The 24,970-nt window shown below is 65.4% G+C and carries 16 protein-coding genes; 8 read left to right on the forward strand and 8 right to left on the reverse strand.

All coding sequences use genetic code 11. The annotated features are described in order from the left end of the window. Together AC51GR_RS00550 and AC51GR_RS00555 are read left to right on the forward strand one after the other, a co-directional pair. Positions 1-8,973, forward strand: coding sequence for an amino acid adenylation domain-containing protein (locus tag AC51GR_RS00550; protein WP_496322681.1), 8,973 nt, complete (start codon positions 1-3; stop codon positions 8,971-8,973). Between the two features lie 157 nt (positions 8,974-9,130). Then, positions 9,131-10,030: an AMP-binding protein gene (locus AC51GR_RS00555; RefSeq protein WP_496322682.1), complete on the forward strand. Its 900-nt coding sequence runs from the start codon at positions 9,131-9,133 to the stop codon at positions 10,028-10,030. Here the strand turns inward: AC51GR_RS00555 and AC51GR_RS00560 are convergent. Both AC51GR_RS00560 and AC51GR_RS00565 read right to left on the reverse strand, forming a co-directional pair. Further along, the gene (locus AC51GR_RS00560; RefSeq protein WP_496322683.1) at positions 10,008-11,912 is read right to left on the reverse strand and encodes a sigma factor-like helix-turn-helix DNA-binding protein; all 1,905 of its coding nucleotides are present in this window, start codon (positions 11,910-11,912) and stop codon (positions 10,008-10,010) included. The genes AC51GR_RS00555 and AC51GR_RS00560 overlap by 23 nt on opposite strands. 67 nt (positions 11,913-11,979) lie before the next feature. Beyond that, positions 11,980-13,086, reverse strand: a complete 1,107-nt coding sequence (locus AC51GR_RS00565) for an isochorismate synthase (RefSeq protein WP_496323331.1) — start codon at positions 13,084-13,086, stop codon at positions 11,980-11,982. A 270-nt stretch (positions 13,087-13,356) separates the two neighbouring features. On the opposite strand from AC51GR_RS00565, the gene AC51GR_RS00570 reads away from it, so the two are divergent. Both AC51GR_RS00570 and AC51GR_RS00575 read left to right on the forward strand, forming a co-directional pair. After that, entirely contained in the window at positions 13,357-14,001 is a 645-nt protein-coding gene (locus AC51GR_RS00570) for an MSMEG_1061 family FMN-dependent PPOX-type flavoprotein (protein WP_496322684.1), read from the forward strand. A 50-nt stretch (positions 14,002-14,051) separates the two neighbouring features. Beyond that, on the forward strand, positions 14,052-14,828 hold the full coding sequence (locus tag AC51GR_RS00575) for an SDR family oxidoreductase (protein WP_496322685.1): 777 nt from the start codon (positions 14,052-14,054) through the stop codon (positions 14,826-14,828). 97 nt (positions 14,829-14,925) lie between these two features. Here AC51GR_RS00575 and AC51GR_RS00580 read toward each other — a convergent pair whose 3' ends face one another. After that, positions 14,926-16,758, reverse strand: a complete 1,833-nt coding sequence (locus AC51GR_RS00580) for an acyl-CoA dehydrogenase (protein ID WP_496322686.1) — start codon at positions 16,756-16,758, stop codon at positions 14,926-14,928. A 223-nt stretch (positions 16,759-16,981) separates the two neighbouring features. Between AC51GR_RS00580 and AC51GR_RS00585 the strand changes: the two genes are divergently transcribed. Beyond that, a complete protein-coding gene (locus AC51GR_RS00585; protein ID WP_496322687.1) occupies positions 16,982-17,647 on the forward strand; it encodes a GTP pyrophosphokinase in 666 nt (221 codons plus the stop codon). A gap of 7 nt (positions 17,648-17,654) precedes the next feature. On the opposite strand, the gene AC51GR_RS00590 is transcribed toward AC51GR_RS00585, so the two are convergent. Next, positions 17,655-18,428 carry a deoxyribonuclease IV gene (locus AC51GR_RS00590; RefSeq protein ID WP_496322688.1) on the reverse strand — a complete coding sequence of 258 codons (774 nt, stop codon included), beginning with the start codon at positions 18,426-18,428 and terminating at the stop codon, positions 17,655-17,657. A gap of 129 nt (positions 18,429-18,557) precedes the next feature. Between AC51GR_RS00590 and AC51GR_RS00595 the strand changes: the two genes are divergently transcribed. Then, complete coding sequence (locus AC51GR_RS00595) at positions 18,558-19,955, forward strand: WS/DGAT/MGAT family O-acyltransferase (protein WP_496322689.1); 1,398 nt, start codon at positions 18,558-18,560, stop codon at positions 19,953-19,955. Here AC51GR_RS00595 and AC51GR_RS00600 read toward each other — a convergent pair. Further along, positions 19,952-20,851 (reverse strand): alpha/beta fold hydrolase, encoded by a 900-nt coding sequence (locus tag AC51GR_RS00600; RefSeq protein ID WP_496322690.1) that lies wholly within the window; start codon positions 20,849-20,851, stop codon positions 19,952-19,954. The genes AC51GR_RS00595 and AC51GR_RS00600 overlap by 4 nt on opposite strands. A gap of 106 nt (positions 20,852-20,957) precedes the next feature. On the opposite strand from AC51GR_RS00600, the gene AC51GR_RS00605 reads away from it, so the two are divergent. Further along, on the forward strand, positions 20,958-21,242 hold the full coding sequence (locus AC51GR_RS00605) for a hypothetical protein (protein WP_496322691.1): 285 nt from the start codon (positions 20,958-20,960) through the stop codon (positions 21,240-21,242). A gap of 1 nt (position 21,243) precedes the next feature. On the opposite strand, the gene AC51GR_RS00610 is transcribed toward AC51GR_RS00605, so the two are convergent. Further along, a complete protein-coding gene (locus AC51GR_RS00610) occupies positions 21,244-22,359 on the reverse strand; it encodes a DNA adenine methylase (protein WP_496322692.1) in 1,116 nt (371 codons plus the stop codon). Between the two features lie 52 nt (positions 22,360-22,411). Next, a complete protein-coding gene (locus tag AC51GR_RS00615) occupies positions 22,412-22,627 on the reverse strand; it encodes a hypothetical protein (protein ID WP_482136089.1) in 216 nt (71 codons plus the stop codon). A gap of 167 nt (positions 22,628-22,794) precedes the next feature. On the opposite strand from AC51GR_RS00615, the gene AC51GR_RS00620 reads away from it, so the two are divergent. Beyond that, positions 22,795-23,883, forward strand: coding sequence for a phosphatase PAP2 family protein (locus AC51GR_RS00620; RefSeq protein WP_496322693.1), 1,089 nt, complete (start codon positions 22,795-22,797; stop codon positions 23,881-23,883). 1 nt (position 23,884) lies between these two features. Here AC51GR_RS00620 and AC51GR_RS00625 read toward each other — a convergent pair whose 3' ends face one another. Then, entirely contained in the window at positions 23,885-24,901 is a 1,017-nt protein-coding gene (locus AC51GR_RS00625; RefSeq protein WP_496322694.1) for a DMT family transporter, read from the reverse strand. Positions 24,902-24,970 lie beyond the last annotated feature (69 nt).

The following is a 24,970-nucleotide window of genomic DNA, read 5'->3' on the forward strand; positions in this document are numbered from 1 at the left end:
ATGTCAACGTCGACAGTCACCGGAATCGAACTGTTCCGAGCTCAGCAGGGTGTGTGGTTCGCCCAGCAATTGATGCCCGGCAGCGCGGTGTTCAACATCGGTCAGGCGATGTGGTTGCACGGAGAGCTCGATGCGCGGGCACTCGAGAGCGCATGGCGGCAAACATGGAGGGACGCAGAAGTATTGCGTTCGCAGTTTGTCGCCGACGGTGACAGCGTGGTGGCGTGTCCCGACGATCGGGAAGCGCCGTGGACCGTCATCGACCTGTCGTCCGATGCACCCGGCACCGAGACCGTCGCCGCCCGGGTCCGTCGCGCGATGGAGACGGAACTGGCGATCTCCCGCGACCTGCACGGTGATGATCTGGTGGGCTCGACATTGTTCGATCTCGGTGAGAACCGGTGGGTTTGGTTCCTGCGTATCCATCACATCCTCATCGACGCCTATGGTCTGTCGCTGGTGTCGAAGCGCGTGGCACAGGTGTACACCGCACTGGTTTCCGGCAAGCCTGTCGCGGAGTCGTCGTTTGCCACTCTGGCGGCGGTCGCGGAGGCCGCCGGACGATCGGCCGATGCGGTGGCCGCCGACCGGGAATTCTGGTCGACGACAGTGCGTGGGCGCGGTGTGAGCCGGTCACTGGCCGGTGAATCGGTGGCGCTGGCACCGGTCAACCCGAGGTTGCCGTTGCACGCCCGCCGAGTGGTGGCAGACGAGGTCATCGCCGACATCGAAAACCTCTGCAAGGCCACGGGTTCGACATGGGCGGAAGTGGCGATCCTCGGCTGGGCTGCCTATACCCGGCATCTGCTGGCATCCGATGAGGTGATCGTCGGTATGCCGATGATGGGGCGACGTGGTCCGGCCGCGCTGCGCACGCCGATGCTGGCCGCCAACATCCTGCCGCTGCACCTCCACCTCTCCGGCGGGGCAACCATCGCCGAGTCGGTGAAAGCGGTGGTGGCAGGTCTCAAGACGCTACGGGCCCACCAGGAGTACCGGGTCGAGGACATCGCCCGCGACAACGGGCTCGTCGGCACCGACATGCAGCCGGTCGGTTCGCTCATCAACATCAAGGCCTTCGACTACCGATATGAATTCGGCGACCTCGAAGTCGTCCCGGAGAGCATCGCCACCGGACCGGTCACCGATGTGGCGTTGTCGGTGTACAACGACCCGATCCACGGCTTCGTGTTCGACTGTGACGCCAACCCGGACCTCTACACACAGGAAACACTCGAAGCCCTGCTCGACCGGTTTGCGGACTACTTCAGCCGGATCGTGGCTGCAGGCCCGCAGGCCCGAACCGGTGAAGTCACCACGGTCACCGAGGCGGAAACCCGTTGCATCGCAGACTGGTCCGGATCCGGCCACCTGCCGATGACCGAGCACCCGGCAGTTGCCGACCAGTTCGCCTCGCGCGCCGTCGAGCGCTCCGGACGCACGGCACTGATCACCTGGGCCGGGAAGGTGACGTACTCCGAGCTGGCCCGCGACGTGGCCCGGCTGGCCAGGATGCTGTCAGCCGAAGGGGTCGGCCCGGAAAGCCGGATTGCGTTGTTGCTGAACCGCGGAACCGACCACGTCACCGCGATGCTCGGTGCACTGACCGTCGGAGCGGCGATTGTCCCGATCGACCCGGACTATCCTCGGGCCCGGATCGGGTACGTGCTCGATGATGCGCTGCCCGATCTGATCGTCACCAGCGGGTCGGCTGCGGCGCAGTGGGCAGACCTGCTCGGCTCCGTCAGTACCCGTGTCCTTGTGCTCGACGATCCCGAAACACGCTCGCGCATAACGGAGTTCCCCGTTAGCAGGATCGAGGTGGGTGAACTGGGGCGGGCGGTACAAGCCGCCGACATGGCCTACCTCATCTACACATCCGGTTCGACCGGGCAGCCCAAAGGTGTTGCCGGTACCCACAGCGCGCTGGCACACCGGATCGGATGGGCGGCCACGGCCTGGGGTCCGGGCGATCCCGGCCGCCGCGATGTCAGGATCGCCAAGAGTTCGGCCGGTTTCATCGACGGCACCACGGAATTGCTTGCCGCGCTGGTTGCCGGGGCCACGGTGGTGCTGGCCGACGACCAGATCGCATCCGACCCACGGGCCCTCGCCGAGGCAGTGGACACCCATCGGGTTACCCAGCTCACCGCGGTGCCCTCTCTGTTGCGCTCGATGATCGATGTGGCCGCCGACAAGCTCGCCGGTGTCGAGCGCTGGATTTCGAGCGGTGAGGACCTACCGGAATCGCTGACCGCGGATCTTCTTCGGGTGGCGCCGGATTCGGTGGTCATCAACTCCTACGGGTCGTCTGAGGTGGCCGGCGATGTGGCCTACGCCGAACTCGGCGCGCCCGGGTCGGTGACGATCGGCAGGCCGGTCCCGGACACCACCATAGAAATCCTCGACCGCTGGCTGGCACCGGCACCCCCGGGCGCGATCGGAGAGGTCTACGTCGGCGGCACCCAGGTGGCGCGCGGGTACTGGGGCCGTGCCGGGCTCAGTGCGGAGCGGTTTGTTGCCGCGCGCCAGGGCGCCCCCGGCGCCCGGATGTATCGCACCGGTGATCTCGCGCGCTGGACCACCGACGGCGACATCGTCTATCTGGGACGCGCCGATCATCAGGTGAAGATCCGTGGATTCCGGATCGAGCTCGGTGAGATCGAGTCGGTGCTGGGCGGACTCGACGGGGTGGCGACCGCAGTGGTCGTCGCACATCCCCAGAGCGACGGTGGACGTGTTCTGGTCGGATACGTCACCCCTGCCGGCGCCGGAGGTCTCGATCCCGCCGCGATGGTCACCGACCTGTCATCGGCACTGCCGGCCCATCTGGTCCCAGCGGCGGTGGTGGTACTCGACGAGTTGCCGGTCACCACATCGGGCAAACTCGACCGGGCCGCATTGACGGGCCGCGACTTCCGGCCCCGGCACGCCGAGACCACCGCACCGTCGACGCCGACGGAAACGCGGTTGTCGGAATATTTCTCAGATGCCCTCGGCGTCGCGGAACCGGGAACCACCGAGAACTTCTTCGCCCTGGGCGGTCATTCACTGTCGGCAACCCGGGTGCTGGCGCGGATCGCGGGACAGACAGGTGTTGCGCTGTCGCTGCGGGATGTCTTCGACAACCCGACCATCGTGTCCCTGGCCGTCGTGGTCGACCGCAAGCGCAGTGCCGGGGGATTCGACGCCGCACCGCCGATCCTGCCCCGAGGGCAGTCGGCTCCGGCGCCGTTGTCGGCATCGCAGGCGCGACTGTGGTTCCTCCATGAGCTCGAAGGCCCGAGCCCGGTCTACAACATCGTGATCCCGCTCCGGGTGCACGGTCGGCTCGATGCCGATGCACTCCGGGCGGCCCTGCGCGCGTTGCTGTCCCGGCACGAACCGCTCCGCACCGTCTTCGTGGACACCCCGACGGGCCCGGTTCAGGACGTGCTCACCGTCGATGAGGCGGATCCGGGGGTGGAGTTCATCGACGGCGATGACGAGCAGGGTTTCGTGGATCATTGCCGTGGACATCGGTTCGACCTCGGATCACAGATCCCCATCAGGATGTCGGTGCTCGAACGCGCCGACGGCGAATCGGTGTTGTGCATCGTCGTGCACCACAGTGCTTTCGATCAGTGGTCGGTGCCGATCCTGTTCACCGACCTCGACGGTGCCTATCGGCGGTTCCGGGGAGAGGCTGTCGGAGAACCCGCACAACTACCGGTGCACTACGCGGACTATGCCCACTGGCAGCAGACGATGCTCGGTGGGGCAGCGGGCGGTGGGGAACCCGCTGAGGTGATCCGGCGGCAACTCGACCACTGGGCCGCGCGACTGTCGGATCTTCCGGACGAACTGCCGATCCTCACCGACCGGCCGCGGTCGGCAGCGGCCGGCCAGGAGGGCTTCACCGTCAGCCGGGTTCTGGACCCGGGCGTGGTGCGCGCCATCAAGTCGGCCTGCCGCCGGTACGAGATCACCGAATACATGTTTGCGCAGACCGCCGTCGCGTTGGTGCTCGGCCACTTCGGCGCGGGCACCGATGTTCCCATCGGTACACCGGTCTCCGGGCGCGGACAACCGGGTATCGAGCATCTGATCGGCTTCTTCGTCAACACACTTGTCGTCCGCACCAAACTCGACGGGGATCCCACCGTGGCAGAACTGTTGCAGCGGACGAAAACGCTGGTTCTCGATGCGTTCGACAACCAGGACGTGCCATTCGAAAGGGTGGTGGATCAACTCAAACCAGAGCGGATCGCCTCGCGACACCCCCTCTTCCAGACGATGGTCGTCTACCGGAACGCGCGTGGACTGCCCGCCGACATCGGTGACGTGCCGATCGAGCTGATCCACACGCCTGCCACCACTGCGAAGTTCGACCTCGAATTCGAACTGGTGGAACTCGATTCGGGTGCGTTGACCGCTGACGTCGTCTTTGCCGCGGACCTCTTCGATCGCATCACCGGCGAGCGCTACGTCGACGCGCTGACGCGGGCGCTGGAGCAGCTTGCCGGCGCCGCCGCCGAGCGGATCAGCGACCTCGACATCGCCGACCATCGTGAGCGTGTGATGGTGCAGAACTGGTCGCGTGCACCGCAAGTGGAGGTGCGCGCGCACACCATCGACGGGTTGTTCGCCGAGCAGGCCGCCGCGGCCCCCGATGCGGTGGCGCTGTCACAGGGCCAGGCCCGGTGGACGTATCGGGAGTTGGCGGAGGCCGGTAACCGCCTGGCCCGCCTGCTGATCGCCCGCGGCGTCGGGTCCGGGGCCCGGGTGGCCGTACTCGCGCCACGGCGACCGGAATTGGTGGTCATGGTGCTGGCGACGCTGACGGCCGGCGCCGCGTATGTGCCCGTCGACCCGGGCTATCCCGCAGCCCGGATCGATCACCTGCTCACCGACAGCGACCCGTCGGTACTGCTGGTCTACGGCGAGGACGAGCGCCGGATCGTTGTCGATCACGCGGCACCGTGCATCGTCCTGACCGATGACGCAGTGGCAGGACAACTTCAGATGCTGTCGGCCGAACCGGTTGCCGACGCCGATCGCCGTCGCCGGCATGTGAACACCGATCCGGCCCACATGATCTACACCTCCGGTTCCACCGGCACGCCCAAAGGTGTGGTGGTCCCGCACCGCAACGTGATCGCACTGCTCGACGCGACCGGCGACATGGCTTTCGGCGGGCAGGATGTCTGGACGCTGTTCCACTCCTACTCCTTCGACTTCTCTGTGTGGGAGATCTGGGGTGCGCTGTGCACCGGTGGACATCTTGTGGTTGTCGACCAGGGCACGTCCCGGGACCCGGCGGCGTTCGGCGATCTGGTGCGCCGGGAACAGGTGACCGTACTCAATCAGACGCCGTCGGCCTTCTACGCGTTTGTCGATGCCGAGTGCGAACGCGCCGGCGATACCCCACTTGCATTGCACACCATCATCTTCGGTGGTGAGGCACTCGACTTCCGCAAGCTTCGGAGATGGCACGAATCGCACCCGGAGAGCGCGGCGAACCTGATCAACATGTTCGGGATCACCGAGACCACGGTGCACACCACCGTCCATCGGCTCAGCGGCGACTCCGAGCACGGGGCCAGTGTCATCGGCCGACCGCTCGACAATCTGAACACGTACGTGCTCGATCACCGCATGGCCCCGGTGCCCCCGGGTGTTGTCGGTGAACTGTATGTCGCCGGTGATCAGGTGGCGCAGGGCTATTGGAATCGTCGCGGCCTGACCGCAACCCGGTTCGTGGCCAATCCGTTTGATGCCGATGGCAGTCGCCTGTACCGCACCGGCGACCTGATGCGGTGGAACTCCGGCGGACTACTCGAATACGCCTCGCGTGCGGACGAACAGGTCAAGATCCGTGGATTCCGAATCGAACTCCATGAAATCGTGGCGGCGCTCGAAGCGCATCCGATGGTGAGGTCGGCGGTGGTTGTTGTCGGCGAACGTGAACGCGGCGGGTCCTCGGCGGATGACGCGCCGGAGAAATACCTGGCCGCGTACTGGGTGGGTGTGGATCCGGGCCGAGAGGATCCGGCCGTCGACGTCGACAAGATGCTGCGCGAACACCTGGAGGCCTCGCTTCCGGCGCACATGGTGCCCGCTCACGTGATCGGTCTGGATGCGTTGCCGCTCACCACCAATGGAAAGCTCGATCGGCGGGCGCTGCCCAACCCGCAGGATGTGCTCCGGGTAGGTGCCGATGCGCGCGGACCGGAGGGGCCGATGGAGGTCGCTGTGGCAAGGGCTTTCGAAACGGTCCTCGGGCTCGACGCCGTGGCCGTGGACACCGACTTCTTCCATCTCGGCGGTGACAGCATCTCGGCGCTCGCGATCGTCCGGCATGCCCGGACCCACGGCGCGGTCACCAGCCTGCGGATGGTGTTCGATCACCGGACGGTCGAGGACATCGCGGTCCATGCCGACCCCGTCGACGGTGCCGGTACGGCAACGGATCGGGTTCGCCTGACGCACCGCCCGACGTCGTTGATGCCCATCATGCACCGGCAACTGGACTCCGGTTCCGGTGGTGCCGGAGATGACCACTCGGGGGTGCGGCAAACACTTCTGCTCACCGCACCAACCGATGTCGATCTCGTGCGGCTGCGTGAGGCACTGTCCGCGACCATTGCGATCCACGGTGCACTTTCGCTCCGCGTCACCCGCGATGACGAGGGTCCGGCGGTGCACGCGGGGGGTCCGTACCCGGAACTGTCGGATATCAGAACCGTTGACGCCCGCGGACTTTCGCACGACGAGTTCACCGACCTGATCCGGGCGGAAGAGGAGAAGGCGGCGCAGGAACTCGATCTGGGGGACGGAGCCCTGACCGCCATGGTCCACTTCGACCGTGGCGCGGGCGAAGGTGTGTTGGCCTGGGTGGTCAACCATTTTGCGGTCGACTTCGTGTCCTGGGAGATCCTGGTCGCCGACCTGGCACAGATGTACGAACGCCCGGTGCTCGCAGATGAGGTCGACCTGTCGTATTTCGAGTGGATGGAGTATCTCAACATCGAATCGACACTCGATCAGTTCCGTCCCCAGTTGCCCTACTGGATCGAGTGCATCGGGGCAGTGGGTTCGAATGATGTGGTGACAGAACCGGAACGGATCGACCGGGTCGCACATACCGGGACGTTCGGTGAGGCGGCCTGCGCCGCGGTCGCCGGTGGTGTGGCCGGGCGCGACGGGTTCGTCAATTCGGTGCTCCTTGCGGGATTGGCACTGGCACTGGGGATCCGGCGTCAACGCGCCGGGCAGGAACCCCGGGCCGGTCTTCTGGTCGATGTCGAGGGACATGGCCGGGTGAGCCGACCGGACGCGCCGGCCTCGGAGGGTGCGGTGGGGTGGTTCACCACCGTCAAGCCGATCGCGCTGCGGGTTCCGGACGAGGTGTCCGGGCGGTTGTTCGAGTCGCCGATCGTGGGACTCGATGCGCTCGATGCCGTCGACCGGGCCCTCGATCAGGTTCCCGACGACGGACTCGGCTACGGCATCCTCCGGTACCTGGACGGCCAGAGCCGGGAGGTGTTCGCCCAATTACCCACCGCCGAAGTTCAATTCAACTACGGCGGGATGACCACCTCGGCGGCACAAGCCCGGGTGTGGACGACACCGCCCGGTCTCCCGCGACTGATCGCCACCGACCCGGCACGCCCGGCGCATCCGCTGGTGGTCAACATCGTGGGCCGTCGGTCCGCCGGCGGTACCGCGTTCCACTACTCGCTGGAATCCGATCGGCCGGAATACGGGCCCGTGCTGGCCGAGATCGCCGGACTCTGGGAACAGGCTGTCGTGACGCTGATCTCCGTGACGGATCGGCAGCGCCCCGCGGCCAGGGATGAAGCCTCGGTGGCGGTGGTGCCGACGGCAAATCAGCATCGGCTCCGCGCCGGCGAGGTGGATGTCGCCGGATTCGCACTCACCGAGGTGATCGACCTCGCGCAGACCCCCGACCGCGGCCGACTCGAAGTGGCGCTGCTGGAGCAGATGGACCGATATGATTCACTGCGCCAACGGGTGCGGGCCCGGGGTCGGGTGTTGCTCGCCGAGGTGCTGCCGGTTTCGGCCGCTGCCGTTGCCGATGCCATCTCCTTCCACACCCTCGACATGCCCGCCGAGGCGGCCATCGCCCACGTCGCGGATCAGATGTGTGGCGAACTCGATGCCGCGCAGGGTGTGATGTGCAGGGTGGCGGTGGTTGCCTCGTCTGCCGGAGATCACCTGGTGGTTGCGGTGCACGGGACGGCCGCCGACAACCGGTCGTTGCACACGCTGGCGACCGCACTTGCCGCCGGGCCGCGGGTGCTCGAGCCCGGCGATGCCGGGGTCTCGGTGGTGGACGTGGCGGCCGCGTTGAACGATCTGTCGCAGTCACAGCGGGCCGCCGACGCGATCGATGACCTGCGCGACCCCGGATCCGGCGCTGTGGACCTTTCGTCAGTTGGTACCGGCGACTGGGCGCAGACAGTTGCCCGTCAGGTGCCGATCAGTGCTGACGCCGCATCGGTGGAGGCGGCATTCCTGCAGGCCGCAGGCCGTGGTGGGTTCGCTGCGGCGGTCGACCTCGATGCCGATCTGCGACTGCTCGCCGGTGCGGACGAGCGGGAGGTCCGGGACGCGTTCGGCTGGTGGACATCAGCCGGACCGGCCGCGGGTGACGGGGCGTCGGCGGACCCGGCAGTGCGTGCCTGGAACCCGCTGGCCCGCTTCGGAACACGTGAGGGCCGCAAGAAGGCGAAGCGATATGCGGCTTTGCCGATATTGCTCACCAGAAAATACGGGGTGAGTGCGCGGCCGAATATGCGCGAAAGTAATGAACTCTTTTACCGAATCGTGTTCAGCTACCGCCTCCGAGGAGAATCGGTTGACCTCATGATTTGTGGAGCTCAGGAGGATTTCGGTGATCAATTCTTGGATTCGTGGGCGTCCGCCATCAAAAACCGTGCATCAAATGTGCCCGGCACTGATCTTTGAGTTCACAAAATGGAGATAAAGCATTGCGGCAATTCAAATAGGGAGGCTGGCGCCCCAGATAAGATAAGGCTACCCTCATGAAGTTGGTGAGTGGCCCGTGTCCGGTTGGCACGACGCCGAGTGCGCCGACGCCATACCGACGGGAGGAAATTGCCGCATGCTCGCTGTTGCGCCGAATGCGATGTTCGATCACGTTGTATGTGCCGATCCGCAGCTGGAGGCCATGGTCTGCGGTGACGACGTGGTGGACTTCGAGCGGCTCGACGAATCCGTCGACTGGCTCTGTGAGGATCTGTCCGCGTGCGGCATGCGGTCGGGCCATCGGGTCGGGCTCTGTATCCGCGAGGGACGGCAGTTCGTGCTCGCCTTGCACGCCTTGATGCGCATGGACGCCGTGATCGTCCCGCTGAATCCTCTTGACGACGAAGCCCTTGTCGGCGTCCGCGATCTCGACCTCCACTACGTCGTGTCCCACGTGCTGGAAAACGACCTCGTCGAGGAGGTGGCCGCGCTGGTCGGTGAACGCGATTGCGCCCCGATGTTCAGCGTCGCCGATGAATTCACGCTGATCGGTGTCGGGGACGGGCCCATCGACCGAGCCGGCGGATTTGTCCTCGGCGGGGCCGATCGGTCTACGTGGAGCTGGCTCCGTTGTGTCGAAGCGGTCGACGAGGTCCGCAAGGGGCTCGATCTGGATTCGAAGGCTCAGGTGATGCTCTGCGGGAGTTGCGAGAGTGCGGCGGCAGTCATGGTGATCCTCGCCTGTGCCAGCGCCGGATCGTGCCTGCAGATCGCGTCGCCTGCGGTGGATGCGAACAACTGGCCGGCGATCGGCACCGGTCACACGTCGGTCCTTTTTGCGCCGTCTGCATCGGTGTGCTCATTCATCGAGCAAGCACCACAACAGCTTTGGCGCAGCCTTCGGGTGGCCCTGGCGTTGCGGGACGCGGTGCCGGAGGTGGTCGAACGCCGGTATGGCCTGGTTCGCCAGTGCGTCGGTAACGTTGCGATCTACGAGGCGGAGAACTGCCCGATCAGGTTGAGGTCGGTTTCGTAGTATCCGTGCCCGGAGGGCCGGTCGCGAGGTCCACCAGTTCGGCCAGAGCATCTTCTCGGCGGTGCCGCAGTGTGTCGATCACCGCCGCGATATCGGTGTCCTCCGGCAACCACAGCGCAGAGACCAGGATCTCTCGCAGCTGTGCAACGTCCGCGGGGGGCCGGTCCGATCGGCCGAGCATCGCCACGATCTGTTGTGCCGGTTCGGCTCCGGCCGGGGGTCGGTATGGCCGGACATCGAACTGCTGTGGCGCGAACTCCAGGAAGATCTCATCACCCTCGGTCAGGCCGAGGTCGTCGATGAACCGTTTGATGGTGCCCAACCGGGCCTGTACCGATACCCAGATGATCGATTGCGGACCAAGTCTCGACGGAAGCTGCAGAGGTTTACCCGGGCCGACCCCCAGATGCCCGGCCAGAGCGGACGGGATGTTGAACGCGGACCCCTTGACGTGCGCCTTGGATACAACCGAACGCCAGCGGACGATGTCGCCGCCGCGGTACAGATTTCGGGTCTTTGCCGGTGATTTCCGGTTCACGTAACGCTTTTCGCGCCGGGTGACGACATCATCGCGGGTGATGAACTCACCGGCCCCGGCGTATGCGCGGATGGATGATTCGGTGACGTTGTACTTGGCCATGATCCGGCTGATCAGATCTTCGATACCGATCTGCCCGCCGACCTCGTCGAGGATCGCGCCGATCTGCCGGTGGACGGGCAGATAGCGTTCACCGCCCCAACGGACCAGCCCGTACGTGGTGCGATCGGTCTTGACGATCCGGTCATCGGTGGTGATGGCGTTGCGGATGCTCGACCGCGACCGCGGGGTATCGGCCATGGAATCGACGATCTCGTCGAAGGTCAGCGGGGTGCCCGCGATGGACAACGCGGCCGCGACCAGATCGCCGGTCGCAGTCGAGGCGGTCACCACATGATCGCCGATCAAGGCAAAACCGTTGCGCCCCAGCCAGCGGGCGGTGGTTTCGACACTGAGCATCAACGCCCCGGCCACCGGGGCCAGCGGTACCACCGACTCTGGGCCGGCGTATTCGTCGAGGATCTCCCGTACTCGCGTATTCGCCTCTTGCACACTGCCTTTGATGATCCAGTTGTCGGCGATATGGAGTTCGCCGGACCCGGCGCCGAGGATGCGCCACAGCGGGATATCCAGGGTGGGGAACTGCCGTCCCAGCGCGGGGATGTCCGCGATCACGTCGGAGACGTCGGCGATCGGATTGGCCCGCGCAGTCATCTCCGACAACAACGGGCGCAGCGAGGTCGAGGCCTCGACCATCTCGGTCAACTGCAGCCGCAGGCTCCGGTCGAGCTGGTTCACCCGCTCGCGGGACAGGCCCAACTGTGAGGCCAGGTGGGCCTGCGTGCGCGGCTGCGAGGTGACGATACGTTCGGCGAGGATGAGACGGTCGCGGTCGTCGAGCCCGTCGATGAATTCCCTCACGCGCCGGTCTTCGGTCAGCGGGATCGGCAGTGCGTCATCGGCGGACGGCGAATCGCCGGCAACCGCTGTGGTCGCGATGAGGTTCCGGACGATCTCGGCCACGGCGCCGCGGTCGAGACCAGGGGATTCGAGCAGCTGATTCACGGTTCGATCGAGCCGATGGCCCGTATGTGCCGCATGCGGGAAGTCGGCGGCGAGCTGATGATCCGGCCGGTCGGCGATGTATCGGGCAGCGACAAGGGTGCAGAATGCGTCGAAGTTTTCGCTGGTCAGGCTCTCCGCAGGCGACGCCCCGATCCACGCATTCGGGATCAGTTCGTTCTCCGACAGGATCGACGGACCCGATCGATAGTCATCGAGCCACGGCAGAAGCTCAACCCACCGGCGGTGTGCCAGCGGGCGAACTGCATTCGCGGCGGGCATCAAGACGACCTTTCGGGTGCAGCGGGTATATCGAGCAGCGTGGACAACTCAGCCGCGACACCGCAGTTTAACCGACACCCAACGCGGTGAGGATGGTGCGGAATTTGGCCGAGGTCTCGGCCAGCTCCTGATCCGGGTCGGAATCGGCGACGATACCGCCGCCCGCCGAGGCTCGGATGGTGCGCCGGTCCGCGTCGAGTTCGGCGCATCGGATGCTGACCAGCCACTCTCCGTTGCCGGTGGCGTCGCACCAGCCGACCGCACCGGCGTAGAAGCGTCGGTCCTCCTCGTTGCGCAGGATGTGGTCGCGGGATTGGGCGGTGGGTGTACCGCAGATGGCGGGGGTCGGGTGCAGGATGCGGGCCAGGTCCAGCGCCGTGATGGCCGGATCGCGGAGCCGACCGGAGATCTCCGTCCCCAGATGCCACATGGCCGGCGTCTTGGTGAGTGAGGGGGCGGTCGGCACGATGACGTCGCCGCACAGTGGGCGCAGCCGTTCGGCCAACGCCTCGACGACAAAGGCGTGCTCGTGCTGGTCTTTGGCCGATGCGGTCAGTCGCGCAGCCTGCTCTCGATCGGCAACCGGGTCGGCAGACCGCGGTGCCGAGCCGGCGAGCGGATGGCAGGTCACCGTCGAACCCGTTCGGCGGACAAGCACTTCCGGGCTCGACCCGATCAGCAGATGGCCGTCGAAATCGGGGCCGGCAGGTGAGAGATCGGCGAGGAAACCGTTGTGGGCGTGGTCTGCGTCGACCAGTCGGCCGAGTAGCGCGACGGGGTCGATCGGCGCGCTCGCCCGCAACATCAGTGTCCGGGCCAGAACCACCTTGGAGAGTTCGGTGGCCGGATCGGTCAGGGCGCCAAGGGCCAGGCGAACGCGCCGGACGTGTTCTTCGGGTGCCGGGATCGTCGTGACGATCTCCACCGGCGGCAGTACCCCGCCCGGCGACTGCCATTGCTGTGCGGTGTGGGTCACCTCGGCCGGGGCCAAGAGGGCGGCGGGCCGCTCGGTGTCGAAGGGGAGTGCGCCCACGATGTAGTTGTGGCCACCGCTTTCGAGTGCCTCGCGTGCCGCCGCGATGCTGTCGAAGCGGGCGCTGACACCGGTCGCCTGCAGGTGATACCCCGGGCGCGAGAGGGTGAACGTCGGAGTGGTTCCTGTCGTGGCGCTGATGATCGTGGCCTCCGGCTTCGAGCGTGTACCGGCGGATGTGGTGGACATGGTCTGACTAACCTCTCAACGCTTGTCGGCTGTGAACAGCCTAGTGCTTCCGACCGTACCCCAGTAGAAATAGCCTATCCGAATGATGTAGTTCTTGATAGGTGTCCTTCCCGGCTCCCCCCAGGCCGCCCATTCGACGTCGGCCACTACTTCACGACTTCCGGCAGGCAGGATGACGAACCCCGCCGGCCTGCGGCTCGGGGCCTGGTGTCTGATGGGAGTGTGACGACGACCAATCCGGCATCGAGCCCAGACGACACCCATGCGATCACCACGCAGGCGGACCTCGAGCGGGTGCTCGGAGTCGCCCATCCAGACGTCCTGAACAAGCACACGTCGTCGCTGACTCCGTCGATCGTCGAATATCTCCGGCATGCCAGGTTTTTCGCGCTGGCCACGGCGGATGCCGACGGCAACTGTGATTGCTCGCCGCGCGGTGACGTCGATTCGGCGGTACTCGTCCCCGACCCGCACACCCTGGTGCTACCCGATCGGATGGGCAATCGGCGGGTCGATTCGTACCGCAACATCCTGGCGAATCCCCACGTCGGGGTGTTGTTCATGGTTCCCGGAATCGATGAGGTGATCCGGGTCAACGGCCGGGCGAGGTTGCGTACCGACCCGGATCTGCTGGACGCCATGGCGATCAAGGGCAAGTCGGCGACGCTCGCCGTTGTCATCGACATCGACGAGGTCTACGTCCATTGCGCCCGGGCGATCCTGCGGTCGGATCTGTGGAATCCCGAGCGATTCGCCGATCCGGACGTCGTGCCGACCGTTCGCGACATCTTGGCCGAGCAACACGCGATGCCGGTGCCTGCCGACGAGCCGCGCCGACAGGAGCCGTACCGCTCGCATCTGTACTGATCGGTGATCGACCCTTGAACCGAACAAGCGCTCGGTCATAGGGTGCGAGAATGGAAATCAACGGAGCAAGCGCAATTGTGACGGGTGGGGCATCGGGTATCGGTGCCGCAGTGGCGCGGCAACTCGCCGCTTTGGGGGCCAAGGTCGTGGTTGCCGATGTGCAGGCCGACAAGGGGGAGGCCCTGGCCAAAGAGATCGGTGGGGCCTTCGTCAACGTCGATGTCACCAAGACCGAGCAGATCGAGGCAGCGGTCAACAAGGCCCTCGAGCTCGGACCGCTACGGGCGCTGGTCAACTCGGCAGGCGTCGGTTCGGCGCAGCGCACCATCGGCCGGGACGGTGAGTTCTCCTCCGCCCACGATATCGATACCTTCCGGCGGGTCATCAACATCAACCTGATCGGCAGCTTCGACGCGACCCGGCTGGCAGCCACCGCGATGAGCCGCGGTGAGCCGACCGAGTCGGGCGAGAAGGGTGCGATCGTGTCGCTGGCCAGCGTCGCCGCATTCGACGGCCAGATCGGTCAGGCCGCCTACTCCGCATCCAAGGGCGGCATCGTCAGTCTGACCCTGACCGTCGCCCGCGATCTGGCGGCCGCCGGCATCCGCAACAACACCGTCGCCCCCGGCCTGATCGAGACCCCCATCTACGGAACGGGTCCCGAATCCGAGGCGTTCAAGGCCAAACTCGGTGAGAGCGTGCTGTACCCACGCCGTCTCGGTACCCCCGACGAACTCGCGTCGATGGTCATCGAACTGATCACGAACTCCTACATGAACGGCGAGGTCGTCCGCGTCGACGGCGGCGTGCGGCTCCCGCCCAAGTAACCCAAAAATCCGCGCCACGTACCTCCGTTCGCGCCTGTTGCAACAGGCGCGAATGTGAGGACGTGGCGCGGATTTTGCTGGGGGACTTGCGAAATGACTAGAACGAGGCTTCGTCGAGCTCCATGATGTCGTTGTCGACCTTCTCCACGATGCCGCGGACGGCGGTGAGCTCGGGCAGCATGTTCTTCGCGAAGAACGTCGCGACGGCCACCTTGCCGTTGTAGAAGGCGGTATCGGCCTCACTGGCACCGGCATCGAGCGCGGCCTGCGCCACCTCGGCCTGGCGCAGCAGCAGCCAGCCGATCATCAGGTCACCGACACTCATCAGGAAGCGCACGCTGCCCAGGCCGACCTTGTACAGCTCGGTCGGCTGCTCCTGGGCGTTCATCAGGAAGCCGGTCAGCGTCGCGGCCATCGCCTGGACGTCTTCGAGGGCCGTCTTGAGCAGGGCCTTCTCCGCCTTGAGGCGACCATCGCCCGAGTCCGACTCGATGAAGGCACTGATCTGGCCGGCGACGTGAGCCAGGGCTTGGCCCTTGTCACGAATGATCTTGCGGAAGAAGAAGTCCTGCGCCTGGATGGCGGTGGTGCCCTCGTACAGCGAGTCGATCTTGGCGTCGCGGATGTACTGCTCGATCGGGTAGTCCTGCAGGAAGCCCGAACCGCCGAGCGTCTGCAGTGAACCGATGAGCTGTTCCGAGGCCCGCTCGGAGCCGACACCCTTGACGATCGGCAGCAGCAGGTCGTTGACGCGGTAGGCCATGTCCTTGTCGGCGCCGGAGACGATCTGCGCGGAGGAGAGATCCTGGTGCGAGGCGGTGTACAGGTACACCGCGCGCAGGCCTTCGGTGTATGCCTTCTGGGTCATCAGCGACCGGCGTACGTCCGGGTGATGGGTGATCGTGACACGCGGGGCGGCCTTGTCGGTCATCTGCGTCATGTCGGCGCCCTGCACGCGCTCCTTGGCGTATTCGAGCGCATTGAGGTAACCGGTCGACAGCGTGGCGATCGCCTTGGTGCCCACCATCATCCGGGCGTGCTCGATGACGTCGAACATCTGCGCGATGCCGTCGTGGACCTCGCCGACGAGCCAGCCCTTGGCGGGGACGCCGTGCTGGCCGAAGGTCAGCTCACACGTGGACGAGACCTTGAGACCCATCTTGTGCTCGACGTTGGTGACGAATACGCCGTTGCGCTCGCCGAGTTCGCCCGTCTCGTGGTCGAAGTGGAACTTCGGGACGAAGAACAACGACAGGCCCTTGGTGCCCGGCCGTGCGCCCTCGGGGCGGGCCAGCACCAGGTGGATGATGTTCTCGGTCATGTCCTGATCGGCCGAGGTGATGAAGCGCTTCACACCGTCGATGTGCCAGGTGCCGTCTTCCTGCTTGATCGCCTTGGTGCGGGCGGCGCCCACATCGGAACCGGCGTCGGGCTCGGTCAGCACCATGGTGGCGCCCCAGCCGCGCTCGGCACTGATGACGGCCCACTTCTTCTGCTCGTCGGTGCCGTTGTTGTAGAAGATGTTGGAGAAGCCGGCGCCTGCGGCGTACATGAACGCGCCCGGGTTCGCGCCGAGGAGCAGTTCGCCGATCGCCCAGTACAGCGACCGGGGAGCAGGCAGGCCGCCCAGCTCCTCATCGATGCCGAGCTTGTCCCAGCCTGCGTCGGTCAGAGCCTTGTACGACTTCTTGAACGACTCGGGGACGGTGACGCTGTGGGTCTCCGGATCGAAGACGGGCGGGTTGCGGTCGGCGTCCGCGAAGGACTCGGCCAGCGGGCCCTGGGCGAGGACGTTCACCTCACGCAGCATGTCGATGGCGGTCTCTTTGTCGAGATCGCCGAAATCTCCGCTGCCGAGGACCTCTTCGAGCTTGAACATCTCGAAGAGGTTGAACTGGAGGTCGCGGAGATTGCTCTTGTAATGCCCCATTGCAGAATCCTTTGCAATCGTCGAACGGCTATTGATTGTGGCGAGTACTCGGTTGGTGGACTGCACAGTAAGTTACTCACCAGTAACAACTGTGAATATACATCCGCTTACCACGTCGCACAAACGCTCTGTACATCAACGAATGTGATGCGCGACATATCGGGGGTCCAGGCCGAGATGGCTCACCGGCGGCGTGGTCGGCAGGTCGGGCACCATGGATGTCATGTCTGACGCGGTGAAGAGCAGTGAAGGTGTGGGGACCGAGCTCCTCGAGATCGGTGATCGCCTGCAGAAGTTCATGCTGCCGTTCCAGTTCGCGATCAAGGAGATCGTCACCAAGCTGGAAATCCTGCGCGACGAGTTCGCCTACCTCAACGACTACAACCCGATCGAACACATCAGTGCGCGGGTCAAGACCCCCGAGAGCCTGCTCGCCAAGGCCCGGCGACGCGGCATCCCGATGGACCCCGGCTCCCTGCAGGATCGGATCGACGACATCGCCGGCGTCCGGGTGTCGTGCACGTTCATCGCCGACGCCTATCGGCTCACCGAGCTGCTGTGTGCGCAACCCGACGTGAAAACCCTGCACACCAAGGACTACATCGCGCATCCCAAACCGAACGGGTACCGCGGACTGCACACCATCGTCGAGACGCCGGTGAACCTGAGCACCGGCCAGTTGCCGGTGAAGGTCGAACTACAGATCCGAACCATCGCGATGGACTTCTGGGCCAGCCTCGAGCACAAGATCTATTACAAATACGATCGCACCGTGCCCGCCCATCTCCTCGACGAGCTCGCCGAGGCCGCCGATACCGCCAACATCCTCGATCAGAGGATGCAGGCGATCCGGCGGGAGATCCACGGCAGCGGAAATCACGAGCTCTGACGCTGTGTCAGGCCAATGCCTCACGCAGATAGGTCAGATCGTCGGCGAGACCGTCCTCGGGTGTCTCGAGGATCACCGGGGCACCGGCTGCCTTCACCACCGCGACCAGGACATCGGGGTCGATGTGGCCGTCGGTGAGGTTGGCGTGACGGTCGCGGCCGGAGTCGAACTCGTCGCGTGAATTGTTCAGGTGGATCAGGTCGATCCGCCCGGTGATGGCCTTGACCCGCTCGACGATGTCGACGAGATCTTCGCCGCCCGCCCATGCATGGCAGGTGTCGAGGCAGAAGCCGGCGCTCTCGTAATCGCCGACCGCATCCCACAGCCGTTCGATGTTCTCCAGGGTGCGGGCCATCGCATGATCGCCGCCCGCGGTGTTCTCGATCAGGATCGGGACGGGAAATCCGCCCTTGTCGTTCGCCCGCTCGAATAGCTTGCGCCAGTTCTCGTATCCGTCCTTCGCGTCTTCGTCGTCACGTAGATGTCCGCCGTGCACCACCAACCCGAACGCACCGAGTTCGGCGGCGGCGATGGCCTGGTTGATCACTGCCTGACGTGACGGCATCCGGAGCCGGTTGTTGAGGCTCGCGACGTTGATCATGTACGAGCTGTGGACCACAACATCGATCGGGGAGTTGCGGATTTGTTCTGCCAGCGGATGGGGCTTCGGCTTTTCCCAGCCCTGTGGATCGGTCACAAACATCTGTAGCAATTCGGCGCCGAGCTCCTCGGCGCGGCCGATTGGATCGCTGTCTTGTCGTACGTGGGCACCTATGCGCATGAGCACAGCTTAGGAGGCTCCGCCTGCGAGAGTGTTTCTCATCGCCGATCCACGGATATTTGGCGACGATTAGGGGCAGAGTGGAGATCCGTAACACCCTGTCGGACGAACTGTTGTGGGGGAGTAAACGTGGAACGTTTGAGCGGTCTGGACGCCTCATTTCTCTATCTCGAATCACGATCGCAGTTGATGCACATCGTCGGGCTGATCGAACTCGACCCGGATACCGTCGAGGGCGGATATTCGTTCGAGAAGATGCGCGATGTACTCGACCGCCGGATCGCCGGACTCCCGACATTCCGTCGGAAGCTTCGGGATTCGATCCTGAACATCGATCACCCGGTGTGGGTGGAGGACCGGAATTTCGACATCGAAAGCCACGTCCACCGGGTGGCCGTCCCACCACCGGGCGGACGCCACGAACTGGCAGATTTCTGTGCGCACATCGCCGGGGTGCCGCTGGACCGCAGCAAACCGCTGTGGGAGATGTGGGTCATCGAGGGGCTCGCCGACGGCAAGATCGCGGTGCTGCTCCGGATGCACCACGCCAGCGTCGACGGGGTGAGCGCCGCGGACCTGCTGGCCAAGCTGTGCACCATCACTCCTGAGGAACCCGAGCTGGACGAGGAGGCCATGGCCTCCTCGGCCGGGGACGCCTCGCTCGCCGGGCTCGCGGTCGATGGTGCGCTCCAGGTGGCGCGCAGGCCGCTGAGCTTCGCGCGGCTGCTGCCCAAGACTGCGCAGGTGCCGTTCGACTGGATCTCACGAGCCCGCCGCAACGAGGCGATGCCGCTACCGTTCCGGGCGCCGCGCACGCCGTTCAACAAATCGATCACGGGCCATCGGAGCCTGGCCTACACACAGGTGTCCCTGTCGGACGTCAAACGCATCAAGGACCACTTCGGCGTCAAGATCAACGATGTCGTCCTGAGCGTCTGCGCGGGGGCGCTGCGAAGCTACCTCGACGATCTCGGGGAACTTCCCGACCAGCCGCTGGTCGCGATGGTCCCGGTGTCGGTCCACGGCGACAACGACGACGACCTGGTGACACAGGGCACCAACAAGGTCACCGGCATGTTCACCAAACTCGCCACCGACATCGCCGACCCGATCGAGCGCATCACGACCGTCGGTGAGCAGGTCCGCAAATCCAAGGAGCATCACGGCTCGATGGACTCGAACCTGTTCCGGGGCTGGGCGCAATTCGTGCCGCCGGCGACCATCGGTATGGCGATGCGGCTGTACGCATCACAGGAACTGGCCGATCGGCATCCGGTGATCTACAACCTGGTGATCTCCAATGTGGCCGGGCCCGATTTCCCGATGTACTACCTCGGCGCGAAGATCGAGGGGATGTACCCGCTCGGGCCGGTGTTCCACGGTGCGGGCATGAACATCACGGTGTTCTCCCTCGACGGGCAACTCAACGTCGGCGTCATCGCCTGCAAAGAACTCGTCCCCGATCCCTGGCCGTTGATGCAGGCCTTCGAAGACGAGGTCAAAGCGCTCCTGGCCGCCTGCGCCTAGGCGTCGCTCGCGGCGGGGACGAGCGCGACCTCCCGGGCTGCCTCCATGAAGACCGGGACGAACTCGTCGGCCTCGAGTACGCAGCAGGCATGACCGCCGTGGACCTCGAAGGCCTTGATGCCGGGGATGTTGTCGGCAAGCAGGCGTTGCCGCGATGGCGGGATCACCCGGTCCTTCGTCGAGATCAGGACAGCGCTGGGCACGTCGATCTCGGCCAGCCAGGGGCGGGAATCGAAGACGGACATGCCGTCGCCGAGCGGTCCGAGACGGGACAGGGGCGTCGCCAGGAACTGCCGCATGGCCCACAACGAGTCCGGGACCGATCGATCGTCGAGCTTGGCGGCATTCGGCCGTACGTGCGGCGGATGGATGATCTTCATGATCCGGCCGATGTTCGACATGTTGGTCTGACGCTTCGGGTCGTGGCTGCCGAAGAACGGGCCGGTGGAACACAGGATCAACCCTTCTACGCGGCCCGGATGCCGGTGCCAGGCCAGCTGGGCCACACCGCCGCCCATCGAGAATCCGGCGGCGGTGAAGGTCTCGATACCCAGGACGTCGGCGAGCGCGACCACGTCGTCGGCGCAGTCGTCGAGGTCGAACGGCTTGTCGCGGATGCCGCGACCATGCCACCGCAGGTCGAGTGTGATCACGCGGAACTCCTTGTTGAGTTCGGGGATCAGCGGATACCAGCACAGCAGTCCGTTGGTCATCACCGAATGCAGCAGGAAGATCGTCGGTTTGTCCTTCGGCCCGGAGTCCGTCACGTACGTCGAACCCCGCCCGGGCAGGTAAACCATGTGACCGTCGGGGAGATCGCGGACGGGGTACTGGTTGAAGACCCTTTCTCCCCGGCGCAAGATCGCATCGCGTGCCCTCACCAAAACACTTTCCATCTGCTTGACGGTACTGGGGTATGAGTGATGCCGCCGTTCTTGTCGGCAGCGTACGATGACTCAATAGTGATGTGCATCACGGTTGGGGCAGGAGATGGGAGCTGTCATGCATTCGGGAACCTCACTACATGTCCGCAGGCTCGCGGTCTGGCCGGCTGGTTGGCTGGCCTACTTTGCCGGTCTGGCAGGGGCGGCGGCCGCGGCTCTGACGCTTCTCGCGTTGGCGAGCGAACACTATGTGGAAAGTGCTGTTGCCGGCGGCTGCCTGCTGGCCCTGGTCGTGTTGGCGATCGTGTCGATGCGCGCGATCCCGCGAATCTCCGACCAGCACACCCACGACATCGAGGCCCGGCGCGACCACGCGGTGTACCGGGCGCGCTATCCGCTGTAGATCAGGACCGCTCCACGAGGTAGAGGTGCTCGGTGACGTGGGCACTCCTGCCCCGGAGATTGCGGCTGCCGCGAAATGTGTTGTACCGCTGCGTGAATTCGGTGACCGCCCCGATGGGTTCGAGCATGTCACGCATCTGTTCCGGGGCGATGAACCCCTCGTCGTTGAACGAGATCAGCAGATACCTCGCGTCCAGTCCGTCGATCAGTGACCGCAACAGCCCGGCGGCAACCGAACGCACGTTGTAGCCCGAGCGGTTCCAGTCGCCGGGGATGCCCGAGACCGGGCTCATGGCGGTGGGCACGCGATTGTCGGCGATCAGGTTGAGCATGAAGTAGTTCGAGCCGTAGGGGTGCTGGTTGTACGGCGGGTCCAGGTAGGCCACGTCGACGCCGCCGACCAATGCGGGCAATGCCGCTGCGTCGGTCTGCAGGACCCGGCGCTCGCAATGGTGACTGCTCAGGACCGGTGGACGCAGGGTGATGGTTCCGGTGATGCGTCCCAGGGCGTCGGCGCCGCTGCCGCCGAATCGTCCGATCCCGGTCTCCCGGTCTTTGTAGAAGCCCTTGAACACGCCAGAGGTGTTGGCGTGGACCGATGCTGCCGACAGCAGTGGTCCGAGCAACAGGGTGCGCAACGGTTCGTCGAGCCCGTGGATGAGGTGGATGTAGGCGTCCAGGCGTCGAGCATTCTCGCTCGTGTAGAAGACCCGTTCGCCCGGTGCGATCCGGTTGTCGTCTGCGGGTGCGTAATGCTCGGCGATGAAACCGCTTGTCCGGTAGCCGGATTCGACGATCTGATTGATCTCGTCGACGGTCGCGGTGAGCAGTGCCGGGTCGATCTCGCAGGCGTTGGTGAGGTAGCACTCGCTGATCACCCGGGCGTAGCTCTCCAGATCGTTCGCGATGACCGATTTCGACCGGGCCTTCGCCAGCCGCGAGACCACCCCGCTTCCGGAGAACGCGTCGAGTGTCACGAGCTTCCTGCCGACCTGTTCCTGTACCTGCGCCAGCGCCTCGTCGATCAGGACCAGCAGTTGGCGTTTGTTACCGATGTAGGTGATCAGCTGTGAGGTGCGGTAGGTGGCTTCGGTGTCTTCCGCTTCGGCCGTGTCCACAACTGCAGAGCGTATCGAGGGCTGTTCGCACATCGAACAGGCGTCCGCCGGCTCAGTCGTCCAGACAGATCTCGGTCTCGATGGTGATGGGCACACCGGTCGCGATGAGCAGTCGGCAGGGCGCCTCGGAGTCGCGGTACAGGCTGAGCCACTGGTGACCGCGACTGCCATCGGCGTAGACGGCTTCCAAGGTCCGGTTCAGGCGTGCTTCGGCTTCGTTGTTGATGATGTAGCGCCGATCGCCATATCGCAGATACTTGTTGGGCACGTTGCCTCCGGATCGAGTCGGTTGCGTGTCCAATCAGTGTGACTCACGCCACTTCCGGTGTTGGTATTTTCGGGCCGAGCCGCCCAGGCGATAAATGTCTGTTTCCTGGCGGGAACGTTTTCGCGAATTCTTGGCCAACAGCAGGCCTTCGATGACAACGTGGCTTCATGAGCACGCAGGAGGCCGATCGGTCCGACGCGGCGATCGCCGGTCGTCCGGTCTCCGACCGGTCGTGGCGCACCCGCCTGGGAGATCTGAGACTGTGGCGGGCCGTCGCGCTCACCGCGTGGCTGGCGGTGGTGATCTGGCACCTCGCTTACCTCGGACTGGCCTTCGACCGGACGCGCCTGTTGCTGCTTCTGTGTGCCGGACTGGCGGCGGCGAGCATCGGACGTCGGCGGGTCATCACGGTGGTCATCGACTGGCTGCCGTTCGCGTTGATCCTGCTGCTGTACGACTTCACCCGCAATATCGCCCAGTGGATGGACATGCCCACCCAGTGGTCGCCGGCCGTCGACTTCGATCAGTGGATGTTCGGGGTGAACCCGACGGCATTCCTGCAGACCCACCTCAAGGCGGCCGAACCGCCCTGGTGGGAGGTGATCACCAGCGTTGTCTACATGTCGTACTTCATCGTCCCGTACGCGGCCGCGGCGTTGCTCTGGCTCCGCGACCGGCACGCCTGGCGGCGGTATGCGATCGGATTCCTGCTGACGACGTTCCTGGCGCTGGTCGGGTACACCCTGGTGCCCGCTGCGCCGCCGTGGGCCGCCGCGCAGTGTTCGGCCGCCGAGGTGACCGACAATCCGCGGCATCCGGACTGCATGGACCGCGCTCCCTATGAGGGCGGCGGGATGCTGGGCGAGGTGGCGCCCCGGCACGAGGGTGCAGAGCCGTACGTGGAGCGGATCTCGGCCAGGGGTTGGGACGTCCTGGACATCCACGCGGCGTCCGGGCTGCTGCGGCTCGGTCAGGCGAAGGCGAACCTGGTGGCCGCGATCCCGTCGCTACACGCCGGTCTGACGATGTTCCTGGCGCTGTTCATGTGGCCCAGGGTGGGGGCGTTGGCGCGAACGTTGTTCGTGGGCTACGCATTCGCGATGGCCTTCACGCTCGTCTACACCGCCGAGCATTACGTGCTCGACATCCTGCTCGGCTGGGGACTGGCGGCATTCGCGGTGGTGGTGGTCGGTCGGGGCGACAAGCTCTTGGCCGCCCGCCGGATGAGCAAGGACCAGGAGTTTCTCGGCATCTGACTCAGCCTTGGTCGCGTAAGGCGTCGGTGTTGCCCGGATCCGCTGCCGAGGGCGTGTTGTCAGAGCCGGCGCCCTTGGATACTCCGCGCTTGGAACGTCGCAGACTCCATCCGCCCGGGTCCGGTTCGGCTTCGCCGAAGTGGTCGGCGTCCACGGAGCTGTAGAGCGCCACCAGCATGGCCCCGACCACGGCGCCGATGAATCCGAGGAACGCCAGCCAGGCGAGTCCGGGTTTGGCGCTGTCGCCCAGGAAGATCACGCCGATGATCCCGGGGCCCGCGGTCTCGCCCACGACCAAAAGGGCGGTGACCCCGTTGACCTGTCCGAGTTGCAGGGCGACGGTCTGGACGTAGAAGCCCACCGCGCCGGCGACCGCGATCGTCCAGGCGGCCGGATCGGTGAGCAGGGTGACGATGTCGAACGGATCGACGCCGCGCAGGATGCGGACCGAGATCGCGATGATGCCGAACAGGAGGCCGGCAGCGGCGCCACCGACGATGGCCCCGCGTTTACCGAGGCGGTAGACCGCAAGCAACGCCACGATCGCCAGGATGCAGGTGGCGCCGAACAGGCCCCAGTGGAAGCTGATCTCCTCGCCACCACCGCTCGTGTGTGAAGACGACATGCCCAGCGCGCACAGCGAGAAGACGACAACGCACATGGCAACCCAGTCACGGCCGTGCAGACCGATCCCGAGGATCGCGGTACCGAGCAGGGCCGTCACGATCAGGTTGGCCGACACGATCGTCTGTGACAGGAACAGCGGGAGGAAACGGGCGGCCACCGCTCCGGCGCCGAACCCGATCACCACCAGTGATGTCCCGATGATGAACTCGCGTGTCTTGAAGGTGTCGAGGGTGGAGGTGACCGAGGGGCCGCCCTCACTGGTGAGCTGATCTTGCTTGTCGGCGTCGCGGGCCGCGACCGCCGCCTTGCGGGCGCCGAAAGCCCGCAATACGGTCGAGACGCCGTACGCCACGGCGGCAGCGCTCGCGAAGAGGACGCCGATCAGGAACATCCGGACACCTTCTTCCTCGCGCGCATGGTGGCATACACCAGGCAACTGTTATGCAGCGAATTTTAAGCT

Source organism: Williamsia sp. z71, assembly GCF_059553375.1.

What these genes read in the sequence shown, in the direction of transcription:
- AC51GR_RS00590 (WP_496322688.1), bottom strand. Translation starts at nt 18,428, where the DNA reads ATGCGCATAGGTGCCCACGTACGACAAGACAGCGATCCAATCGGCCGC.
- AC51GR_RS00585 (WP_496322687.1), top strand. Translation starts at nt 16,982, where the DNA reads ATGTCTGACGCGGTGAAGAGCAGTGAAGGTGTGGGGACCGAGCTCCTC.
- AC51GR_RS00625 (WP_496322694.1), bottom strand. Translation starts at nt 24,901, where the DNA reads ATGTTCCTGATCGGCGTCCTCTTCGCGAGCGCTGCCGCCGTGGCGTAC.
- AC51GR_RS00600 (WP_496322690.1), bottom strand. Translation starts at nt 20,851, where the DNA reads ATGGAAAGTGTTTTGGTGAGGGCACGCGATGCGATCTTGCGCCGGGGA.
- AC51GR_RS00580 (WP_496322686.1), bottom strand. Translation starts at nt 16,758, where the DNA reads ATGGGGCATTACAAGAGCAATCTCCGCGACCTCCAGTTCAACCTCTTC.
- AC51GR_RS00575 (WP_496322685.1), top strand. Translation starts at nt 14,052, where the DNA reads ATGGAAATCAACGGAGCAAGCGCAATTGTGACGGGTGGGGCATCGGGT.
- AC51GR_RS00620 (WP_496322693.1), top strand. Translation starts at nt 22,795, where the DNA reads ATGAGCACGCAGGAGGCCGATCGGTCCGACGCGGCGATCGCCGGTCGT.
- AC51GR_RS00550 (WP_496322681.1), top strand. Translation starts at nt 1, where the DNA reads ATGTCAACGTCGACAGTCACCGGAATCGAACTGTTCCGAGCTCAGCAG.
- AC51GR_RS00555 (WP_496322682.1), top strand. Translation starts at nt 9,131, where the DNA reads ATGCTCGCTGTTGCGCCGAATGCGATGTTCGATCACGTTGTATGTGCC.
- AC51GR_RS00605 (WP_496322691.1), top strand. Translation starts at nt 20,958, where the DNA reads ATGCATTCGGGAACCTCACTACATGTCCGCAGGCTCGCGGTCTGGCCG.
- AC51GR_RS00560 (WP_496322683.1), bottom strand. Translation starts at nt 11,912, where the DNA reads ATGCCCGCCGCGAATGCAGTTCGCCCGCTGGCACACCGCCGGTGGGTT.